The organism is Microcoleus sp. LAD1_D3 (assembly GCF_036702135.1).
GTDB lineage: Bacteria > Cyanobacteriota > Cyanobacteriia > Cyanobacteriales > Microcoleaceae > Microcoleus.
In genome coordinates this window covers 1-10,231 of sequence record NZ_JAUBSB010000104.1, presented here as the reverse complement: position 1 = coordinate 10,231, position 10,231 = coordinate 1, and the positions used below count along the sequence as shown (strand labels likewise).

Here is a 10,231-nt window from a genome sequence, read left to right as displayed (position 1 = left end):
GTTTTTGAGCAATAACTTGCCTGCGGTTGAGAGGCAGCTACTTTTAGGTGCGATCGTTTTTTAGTCTAAACTCCAGTAGTTTACGAACCAAGTCAAGAGGTGATTCTCCAATGGATAACTCACTAAGCTATGCACACATCCTCAAAAAAACCCTGCAAGAAGCAACGATCGCCCAACCGCGTTTACAGGCAATCCAGCTTTACCCCGTCTGTGATGTCGATTCAGGTCACTTTCTAATTCTGGCTACAGGCTGGGATAAACAGCGCTGGATTGACACGATTCTGTTTCATGCTCGTTTAGTCGATTATCAAATTGTAATTGAAGAGGATAACTTCGAGGAAGGTCTAAGCCAAGCGCTGATTGCAGCCGGTATAAAAGCAGAGCATATCGTGACTAGCCCCTTCCCTGACAACAGCGATAGACAGAAAACGTATCAGACAGTATAAGTAAGAGGGGGAGACTGGGAGATGGGAAGGGGAGGAGTTTTCCCCAATTAGCAATTAGCTATGGCTTAGGCTTACCGACAAAGAAAGCTAAGGGAGAATTATCACCACAAGATAACCGAACTTTAGAACCAATGGGAAAAACATTTCCTGTGGTTGTGAGTGCATATAATTTTTCGCCAGAAGGGGTTTTTAAACAATAACGATTTTCTCTGCCTAAAAATTGGCGATCGCAAATCACAACAGCCGAATCTTCATCTAAGAATAAACTTAAATCTTCCTGCCGGATCATCAATTCTCCTTCAGTAGAAACATCACAAGGAAGTTTTACAAATGAATCTCCTTTAACAGCAAAACAACCTACTTCTGTTTCCCAAAAATCCTGCTTCAACGATGCAGACACAAAATTAGCTTGAGTCACAAACTCAGCCACAAATCGAGATGCTGGTTCTTGATAAACTTCCTCTGGAGTGCCAAACTGTTCTAATTGGCCTTGACGCATCACCGCTACCCAATCTGAAATCGAAAGTGCTTCTTCGCGATCGTGGGTGACAAATACACCAGAGGTTCCCGTTGCTTTGAGAATCTCGCGGACTTCCTGACGCAATCTTAACCGTACTTGTACATCTAAATTACTCAACGGTTCATCTAGTAAAATAATCGCAGGTCTAGGGGCTAAAGCACGGGCCAAGGCCACTCGCTGTTGCTGACCCCCCGATAATTCATGGGGATAACGGTTTTCCAATCCTTCTAATCCCACCAATGCTAAAGCTTCGGTGACACCTTTCTGAATATTATGCTTTGACTCTTTTCCTTGATGCGTCAAGCCAAAAGCTACATTTTTCGCGACTGTCAAATGGGGGAAGAGTGCATAGTCTTGAAACACCATACCAATGTCTCGCTGTTCCGGCGCGACTGACATATTAACACTGGCTACAGTTTTTCCTGCTAGAGCGATCGTCCCTGCTTGTAGCTGTTCAAAACCAGCAATTAACCGCAGCAACGTTGTTTTCCCACAACCCGATGGCCCCAACAACCCCAGGATATCTCCTTGATGTAAAGTCAGGGTGACAGATGCCACCGCAGGTGATGCTGCTTGGGAATACTGTTTTGTTACACCATCCAAATGCAGAATTATCGGTCGAGCCATTATTGCTATAAATAATCAACAACTTACTATTCTACAATAAACCAGTTTAGTGAGATAAATTGTCATAAAGACTTGACAAATGTTTACACATACTGATAAACTAGCAAGCTAGACTTTTTACTAGCAATGAAAAATTCCCAAAAATCACTACAGCAAACAGCAATCAGCACAATCCAATGGCGATCGACCTTACGCGGTTTATCCGCTAGTGGGTGGACACTTGCGGTTATCGCTTTAGCATTGCCGATCGCCATACCAGTAATCAGTGTCTTATCCAGTATCTTTTTTGAAGCTAAAGATACATGGCAACATTTAACCGATACAGTTTTAACTCGTTATATCGTCAACTCTTTATTGTTAATGATCGGTGTAGGCTTTGGTGTTGTCGTGATTGGCGTAGGATGTGCATGGCTAGTAACAATGTGTCGCTTTCGGGCCAGTCGTATATTTGAATGGGCATTACTGTTACCTTTAGCTGCCCCAGCTTACGTGCTAGCTTATACTTATACAGACTTTTTAGAATTTTCCGGCCCAGTTCAAAGTGCTTTGCGTTATATATTTGGCTGGAGTTATGGAGACTATTGGTTTCCTAACGTGCGATCGCTCCCAGGAGCAATATTAATGCTAATCTTAGTTTTATACCCCTACGTCTACCTATTAACAAGAGTTGCATTTTTGGAGCAATCAACTTGTACCCTAGAAGCTAGTAGAATACTTGGCTGTAGTCCTTGGCGGAGTTTTATTACCGTTGCCTTACCAATGGCAAGACCCGCAATTGTAGCAGGTTTAGCACTGGCTTTGATGGAAACTCTCAACGATTATGGCACTGTTCAGTATTTTGGAGTGGATACATTCACCACAGGTATTTATCGGACTTGGTTTGGCATGGGAGAACGAATTGCCGCCAATCAATTAGCTGCGATGCTATTATTATTTGTTCTGGGTTTAATTTTAATAGAACGCTGGTCGCGAAGTCGGACTAAATATTATCAAGCTAGCAGCCGCTATCGCCAACTACAAACTTATCAACTTAAAGGAATTAGGGAAATTTTAGCGGTAATTGCTTGTTTGATGCCGCTGTTTTTGGGTTTTTTATTGCCCGCAGGCCTTTTAGTCAAGTTGACCTTAGCTAATTGGCAATTGACCTTAGATGAACGCTTTTGGATGTTTGCCCGTCATAGTTTAATTTTGGCAACACTGACAGCAACTTTAGCCGTAGTTATTGCCTTGATTATGGCTTATGGCTTACGGTTATATCCTAATTTAGGAGTGCAGTTAGGAACCAGAGTTGCGGCAATGGGCTATGCTGTACCTGGTTCTGTCATTGCAGTGGGGATTATGGTTCCCATTGGTAAAATTGACAATTTATTTGATAGTTGGATGCGTGAAAACTTGGGGATTTCTACAGGCTTGTTGTTAAGTGGTACGATCGCAGCTTTGGTATTTGCTTATATAGTTCGCTTCCTAGCTGTTTCTTTAAATGCCGTGGAGTCAAGTTTGAGCAAAATTAAGCCTAATTTAGATGATGCGGCCAGAAGTTTGGGTTATAGTCCTATGCAAACTTTAGTTACAGTTCATACACCAATGATGACGGGAGGTCTACTAACTGCCATGATGTTAGTATTCGTTGATGTCATGAAAGAGTTACCTGCTACTATAATTATTAGACCGTTTAACTTTGATACCTTGGCTGTGCGAACTTATCAACTTGCCTCAGATGAGCGATTGGCTGAAGCTTCTGGCCCAGCATTGGCAATTGTTTTAGTGGGGATGTTACCGGTTATTTTATTAAGTTGGAAAATTGCGCGATCGCGCAAGTCTTCAACAGAGTTAACAGTTAACAGTTAACTGTTGCCATTATTCCTTTGAAAATCAAGATGAGTAATAAAAACTTAGCAATGTTTACCCGCACTACTAGCACAATCTCTTTCTTACTGCTTACTATTTTTGTCACCTTTGGATGCGAAAAACAGGCGGCTGGTCCCCTCGAAACATTACAAAAAACTAAGCAATGTCCAGGATGTGATCTGACTGATACCAAGTTAAGTGACATGGATTTAACCAGCGCTAATCTCAATGGTGCTAAGTTGGAAGGTGCTATGCTAGAAAAGGTCAAACTTAATGAAGCCTTACTCGATAGCGTCAATCTCAAAGGTGCAAATTTAAAAGGTGCTTCTCTAGAAAAAGCAGGTTTATCTGCCGCTGATCTCACAAATGCTGATTTGAGTAATGCAAATCTCAAGGGGGCTTTTTTGCGAGGGGCTAAACTGAATAATGCCAATCTTAGTAATGCCAATTTAAGTGAAACTGACTTAAATAGTGCTGATTTGACAGGGGCAAACCTCAAAGGGGCAAACCTCAAAGGCGCTATAATGCCGGATGGTAAAATTAAAAATTAAAGCTGGTTGGATTCGGCGGTTTCAACCGCCGAATCACAAAGAGTAGCTTCTTGTTCAAAAAGCTTCTATTTCCATCCGGCGCGATCGGCAATCTTTAAAGCTTCGGGGTTATTTTTCCCAAACACATCAGGGTTGAGAGGGTCAGATTTGAATGTACCAAAACTGGCAACCGTAGGATCGATCGCCACATTTGAAATCACAGGGTATTCGTAATTACCCCTAGCAAAAATTTGTTGCGCTTCGCGACTGGCTAGGTGTTCCAAGAATTTGATCGCGCCTGCTTTGTTACGCGAGGTTTTGACTACACCGGCACCACAAATATTGACGTGAGTACCTCGATCGCGCTGGTTCGGGAAAAATACACCTACTTTCGCCGCGATCGCCTGTTCTGCTGGATCTTTCGATTTCATTAAGCGAGCTACATAATAGGTATTAACCAGGGCAATATCGCCTACCCCATCAGCAACCGCCTTGATTTGCGCTGTATCATTTCCCTCTGGAGGACGCGCAAAATTAGCCACCAATCCTCGCGCCCAAGCTTCTGTTTTTTGAGCTCCATGAGCGGCTAACATAGCCCCAACCAGAGACTGATTATAGATATTAGTGGACGATCGCACTAAAACTTTGCCTTTCCACCGAGGTTCTGTCAGCGCCTCATAGGTTGACAATTGGGCAGGGTTCACCTTGCTTTTGTTATAAACAATCACCCGTGCCCGGCGCGATAGACCAAACCAGAAACCTTGAGGATCTCGCAAACTTGCTGGAATTGCCGATGTCAGGACTGTTGAAGACACGGGTTGTAGGATACCTGCTTGTTTGGCCCGCCACAAACGCCCACCATCCACCGTGATGAAAACATCAGCGGGGCTATTTGCACCTTCACTTCTGATCCGTTCAATTAGTTGGTCAGCATCCGCTTCAACGAGGTTAACCTTGATCCCAGTTTTTTTGGTGAAGCTTTGGTACAACTCATTATCAGTGTCGTAGTGACGTGCTGAATAAAGGTTGAGAGTGCCGGTTTGGGCTGCGACAGGGGCTTTTTTGGTTAGTTCCCCCACGGCCACGACAGCCATTGCTGTACCGCTGGCAAGAAAAATACGCCGAGAAATGCTCATTGTTCTATAATGATAGATTTTTTCATCTGATAATTGACACGATGGTGCATCCACAGCCATCTATAGTCAGTGCTTTACTATATTAATGCAAGTAATTCTTATTTGATGATCGAGAGCGTAACTATTTTAGGGCTGATGCGCTGGTGGTCAGAAATCCGGTCTCGACTTCGCTCAAGCAGCAGTTTTTTTCCGAAAAGACTGTGTTGTAGCCCGCAGATTAGGTAAAAAATTGGCCTTGCACAATTTGAGGATGATTATTGTAGGGTGTCCCGCCTGCTCTGAAAATACACGCCTTCGCGCTCATGGGCCCATCCACAAAAAAAATCAAAATCATGCCGCTATTATGCTACGTCCAAAAATTTGCTTATGAAGTTCTTGATGCGTCCAGGACTGTATTTATGACAGAAATTTTTGCCGACTAGGTATCACAAAACTTTGCAATAGACATCTCCAAAAACTCCCCAGCCCTATCCCCCGTAAGTTTCTGACTGTCTGCCCTTTGAGGGCAGACAGTGCTTTTACTAATTGTGAGCGACAACAACTTTTAGAGGTTTTATTAAATTTGGCCCATAAGGTAAATTTAAAAAGATTCCTTAAACAACCTCGCCCTCCCAAAAACAAAGCAACAGGCACCTCATGGCGATTCGTCTCCCCGCCATGTATCAACTGTTAGACTTCGCAACCAGACTCAACAGCCTTCAAGAAGCGGGCTAGCAGTGCACACCCTAGAGTTAGTAATTTGCACACTGGGCAGCCTACTGATTATTTGTGTCGAATTAGCTCGTAAATTTCCACATAGTCTTTAGCTGGATATTTCCACGAATTGTCACAATTCATGCCTTGAAGCATGAGTTTTTCAAATTCATCATGATAGTCATACCACAATCCGATCGCCCGATCGAGCGCCGACTCTAAAGCACCGTAGTCGCTTTGGTAAAACACGTAACCGTTGCGCTCTTCGGGGAGGTGGCGGGTGTCGTAATCTCGATCGAACACAGTATTCACCAAACCGCCAACTCCCCGCACCACAGGAACAGTACCGTACCTCAACCCGATCATCTGAGTCAGCCCGCAGGGTTCGTAATTACTGGGAACCACAATCATATCCCCACCCGCGTAAATTAAGTGCGACAGTTCCTCATTAAAACCTAGTTCTAAATGGCAGTCTGGATTGTCATTTAAAAAGTATTTTTCGTGCTGGAAATGAGCGTTAATTCCCGCTTCCGTCGCGGAACCCAAAAGTACGAATTGCGCTCCCTTACTCAGACAGTAATAAATTGCATGGTGGACGAGATGAACGCCTTTTTGGTCGTCCAAACGACCGATAAAGGTAATAATAGGCTTATCAGCATCGCGCAGGAACAGCCGATCGCGCAAAGCTTTTTTAGTTTTCGCTTTTCCTGCCAAATCCTTCTGATTGTAGTGGTGCGGAATATAGCCATCACTTTCTGGATTCCACACCTCGTAATCGATGCCGTTGAGCACCCCGCGAAACTTCTCTTGATATAAATGCAAAGTGTGGCCCAAACCGTAGCCGAACTCGCCGAGGTGAGCTTCCCAAGCGTGGTGTGGCGAAACTGTGGTGACAAAGTTGGAGTAAACAATGCCGCCTTTCATAAAGTTGAGGGCAAAAGGGTTAAAGTTATCTCGCAGGCGATCGTACTCAAAATAATAATCATCTCGATTCAAACCCGTGGCTTGCAAAATATCGCCACCTCCCATGCCTTGATGTTTGAAATTGTGAATGGTATAGCAGACTCGCTGATTTTCCATCCAATTGTATTTGTAAATTTCAAACAGCATGACTGGAACCAAACCAGTTTGCCAATCATGACAGTGAATCACATCGGGACGCTTGTTGCTTCTGAGCAAAAATTCCAAAGCGGCTTTGCTGAAAAATGCAAACCGCATATTGTCGTCATTGCACCCGTAATAACAGCCACGATTAAAAAAGTTATCTTGAGAGCGAGGTTCGATGAAAAAACACAACTGCCCGTGCACCCAGCCGCACAAGACATCACAGAGGATTTCGCCGCCGTACCAGGGCACAGCCAAATCCCGGTAGGCCTCGTGAAGTCCCCAAATATGGTCGTACCTCATGCAGTCGTACTTGGGTAGAATAACCTCGACGCAGTGGCCGGAATTCTCTAACTCCCGACTCAAGCCGTAAACTACGTCGCCTAAACCTCCTGCTTTGATGACGGGGGCACACTCCGAGGCAATTTGTACTATGTACATTTTTCCTGCTTACTCCTGGTGATTCAAAAAAATATTTTCTTAACTTGACAAAGTATATGATTTCTAGGCAGATAAGCAAGTCGGCCATTGGGAATACAGCGAAAATACGGGCTGCTAGCGGATGTTGAGACGGATTTGGGCGATCGGACTGTTGCTTAAAATACAGGTACGGACACGGCACTGCCGTGTCCGTAATGTGCCAAAGTGTAATCGATCGCCTGTTTTTCCAGGTTTGGCAAAAATCAAACTAATTTGTCAAATCCATTCTTTTTCATCGAGCGAATCTTTGGTCGCTATGAAATAACTCAACCCAAACCCATAGCATCATTTTCACATACTAACAATTTACCTTTCCCCTGATAAAACCAAACATAACCCTCCCCGCCGCCTTTGCCAAAATGACCTAATTTTCGATAATCTTCTTCAATCCCCTTGGTAAATCCTTTCACCAAATCGCAATCAGCTATCAAAGTTTCACCTTGTCTGAGTTCGACAACCTTAGCTGGTGAACTTGTAGCTGCTACAACAGTAGCTTTTTGCTCGCGCAAAGCTGTAACAGCAATTCTCCACCTACCGTCATTAGAAGCAGCCACTTGTCGGAATTTCAGTTTTTTAGCACCGATAACTACATTGTCCGAACAAAACTGAAATATACCATCATCAAACTCCCACTGCTCCGCATCCGAAAGCTCGATCGGCATATAATGCAGGAAATGCCCTTTTTGTCTCGGTTCCAGTTTCACCGTACCAGTCCCTTGATATACGGGAGCATTGTAGTCCATTTCCGTTGTCAAAGATACCCACATATCTTTCAAACGGTTATCCGTTTTATAAACACCGGAAGTCAATTTTCCCATACACCAATGCAGCGCACCTTTTTGAATTATCACTCCCGAATTGTTCAAGTTGATTTCCGCTTGCTGAACGAGGGGAATATTCTTAGTGGGATGATAAAACTTGTTGGTTTCTGGATTGGTATTATTTTGGACATACCACAAATCCGTTGGTTCCAAAACCTTGATTTCGTATTTCATAATATACCTCGCGTAGTTACTTGAAATGTGTTAAACATTTGACCCATGATTAGGAGATTCTGTGCTGCCGGACTTATCTTGGGAAATTTATCTTTTGCAGACATCCTCTGCTACTGTTAAATTATCTAGCTATATTAGCAATAGCAGACAGCGCCCCTCCACAATTGTTGAGAAAAATTTATGCCTGCGATCGCACAATCTCCCAATTTACCCATTTTAAACGAAATCAACTCAGGATTGCCCAATATTTGCGGCTTTGAAGCAGAAATCAGTGCCGCCGCCAATAGCAACGAACCACTCTTTCTACCTGCCACAAACCTCCGCCTCGAAAACATTCAAGCCGGATTCGCCTGCGCCCTGCATATGCACCAACCGACAATTCCTGCAGGTGCAAACGGCGAACTAATCTGCAATCTCCAGCATATGTTTGAACATCCCAACCAAGGAGACAATCACAACGCGGGAGTCTTTGCTTGGTGCTATTCTCGCATGGGAGAATTCATCCCACAACTGATTGCTGAAGGTTGCAACCCGCGAATTATGCTCGACTATTCCGGGAATTTGCTATGGGGATTGCGCCAAATGGGGCGAGACGATATCTTTGACAATCTCAAGCGGATTACCTGCGATCCTCAATATCAACCTCACGTAGAATGGCTGGGGACAATGTGGAGTCACGCCGTCATTCCCTCAACTCCCATTCCCGACATCAAACTCCAAATTCAAGCATGGCAACATCATTTTGCCGCCATTTTTGGCATTGATGCCCTGAAGCGCGTTAAAGGTTTTTCGCCCCCAGAAATGCACTTTCCCAATCACCCAGATACGCTTTACGAATACATCAAAGCTTTGAAAGAATGTGGCTATCGCTGGCTGATGGTGCAGGAACATTCTGTAGAAAATCCAGACGGTTCGGGATTGTCGCAAGACAAAAAATATATTCCCAACCGTTTGGTTGCCCGCAATTCTCACGGCGAAACAATCAGTATTACTGCTTTGATTAAAACCCAAGGTTCAGATACGAAATTGGTCGGTCAAATGCAGCCTTATTACGAAGCAAAAGGACGAAATAAACAGCAAATTGGCAATGTCACAGTTCCTTCTTTAGTTACTCAAATTGCCGACGGCGAAAATGGCGGCGTCATGATGAATGAATTTCCCAGCGCCTTTGTCAAAGCTTGGCACGAAAACCGCGAACAAGGCGGGGGGAAATCCGGTGTTGTTGGTTTAAACGGCACTGAATATTTGGAGATAATTGAAGCGGCGGGTGTTAATCCTGATGATTATCCTGTTTGTCAGGGGATTAACCAGCACAAAATCTGGCACCTAGTCGATCCTGATAGTGCGACACCGGAAAAAGTCGAAAGTGCGATCGCCCAACTCAAGCAAACAGACCACAATTTTCACATGGACGGTGCTTCTTGGACAAACGATTTGAGTTGGGTGAAAGGCTACGAAAACGTCTTGGAACCGATGAATCTACTCAGCGCTGCATTCCACAAAAAATACGACCCGCTGGTGCAGCAAGATGCTTCAGTTACCAAGCAGTTTGAATACCAACAAGCTTTGCTTTACAACTTGCTGCTGCAAACAAGCTGTTTCCGCTATTGGGGACAGGGAACTTGGACTGATTACGCGCGGGAACTTTACAACCGCGGCGCTGCTTTAATGAAATAGCAGAATTTATCGTAAGGTGCGTCAGAAACAAATTGTTCGATCGGCATCAAATATTGGCGCTGACGCACCCTACATCTAGAAAACTTTATTGATAAAGAGAGGACTAAAGTCCAATGGCACTGAAAAAGTGAGCAAAAAAAAATCTGTAAGGCAAGATATACATAGATAATTGCCT

General features: G+C 44.0%; 8 protein-coding genes. 4 read left to right on the top strand and 4 right to left on the bottom strand.

What is annotated here, in order from left to right; genetic code table 11:
* Positions 1-110 precede the first annotated feature (110 nt).
* Positions 111-446: an element excision factor XisI family protein gene (locus QUA74_RS28590; RefSeq protein ID WP_333335918.1), complete on the top strand. Its 336-nt coding sequence runs from the start codon at positions 111-113 to the stop codon at positions 444-446.
* 58 nt (positions 447-504) lie between these two features.
* Here QUA74_RS28590 and QUA74_RS28585 read toward each other — a convergent pair whose 3' ends face one another.
* A complete protein-coding gene (locus QUA74_RS28585) occupies positions 505-1,593 on the bottom strand; it encodes an ABC transporter ATP-binding protein (RefSeq protein ID WP_333335916.1) in 1,089 nt (362 codons plus the stop codon).
* 126 nt (positions 1,594-1,719) lie between these two features.
* Here QUA74_RS28585 and QUA74_RS28580 point away from each other — a divergent pair, with 126 nt between their 5' ends.
* Both QUA74_RS28580 and QUA74_RS28575 read left to right on the top strand, forming a co-directional pair.
* Positions 1,720-3,441 carry an iron ABC transporter permease gene (locus tag QUA74_RS28580; protein WP_333335914.1) on the top strand — a complete coding sequence of 574 codons (1,722 nt, stop codon included), beginning with the start codon at positions 1,720-1,722 and terminating at the stop codon, positions 3,439-3,441.
* Between the two features lie 29 nt (positions 3,442-3,470).
* Positions 3,471-3,992, top strand: coding sequence for a pentapeptide repeat-containing protein (locus QUA74_RS28575; protein WP_333335912.1), 522 nt, complete (start codon positions 3,471-3,473; stop codon positions 3,990-3,992).
* A gap of 65 nt (positions 3,993-4,057) precedes the next feature.
* Here QUA74_RS28575 and QUA74_RS28570 read toward each other — a convergent pair whose 3' ends face one another.
* The 3 genes from QUA74_RS28570 to QUA74_RS28560 form a co-directional block, all read right to left on the bottom strand.
* The gene (locus QUA74_RS28570) at positions 4,058-5,107 is read right to left on the bottom strand and encodes a Fe(3+) ABC transporter substrate-binding protein (protein ID WP_333335909.1); all 1,050 of its coding nucleotides are present in this window, start codon (positions 5,105-5,107) and stop codon (positions 4,058-4,060) included.
* Between the two features lie 762 nt (positions 5,108-5,869).
* On the bottom strand, positions 5,870-7,345 hold the full coding sequence (gene glgA / locus QUA74_RS28565; RefSeq protein WP_333335906.1) for a glycogen synthase GlgA: 1,476 nt from the start codon (positions 7,343-7,345) through the stop codon (positions 5,870-5,872).
* Between the two features lie 305 nt (positions 7,346-7,650).
* Positions 7,651-8,379 (bottom strand): AIM24 family protein, encoded by a 729-nt coding sequence (locus tag QUA74_RS28560; RefSeq protein WP_333335903.1) that lies wholly within the window; start codon positions 8,377-8,379, stop codon positions 7,651-7,653.
* 180 nt (positions 8,380-8,559) lie between these two features.
* Between QUA74_RS28560 and QUA74_RS28555 the strand changes: the two genes are divergently transcribed.
* Positions 8,560-10,056: a glycosyl hydrolase family 57 gene (locus tag QUA74_RS28555; protein WP_333335901.1), complete on the top strand. Its 1,497-nt coding sequence runs from the start codon at positions 8,560-8,562 to the stop codon at positions 10,054-10,056.
* Positions 10,057-10,231 lie beyond the last annotated feature (175 nt).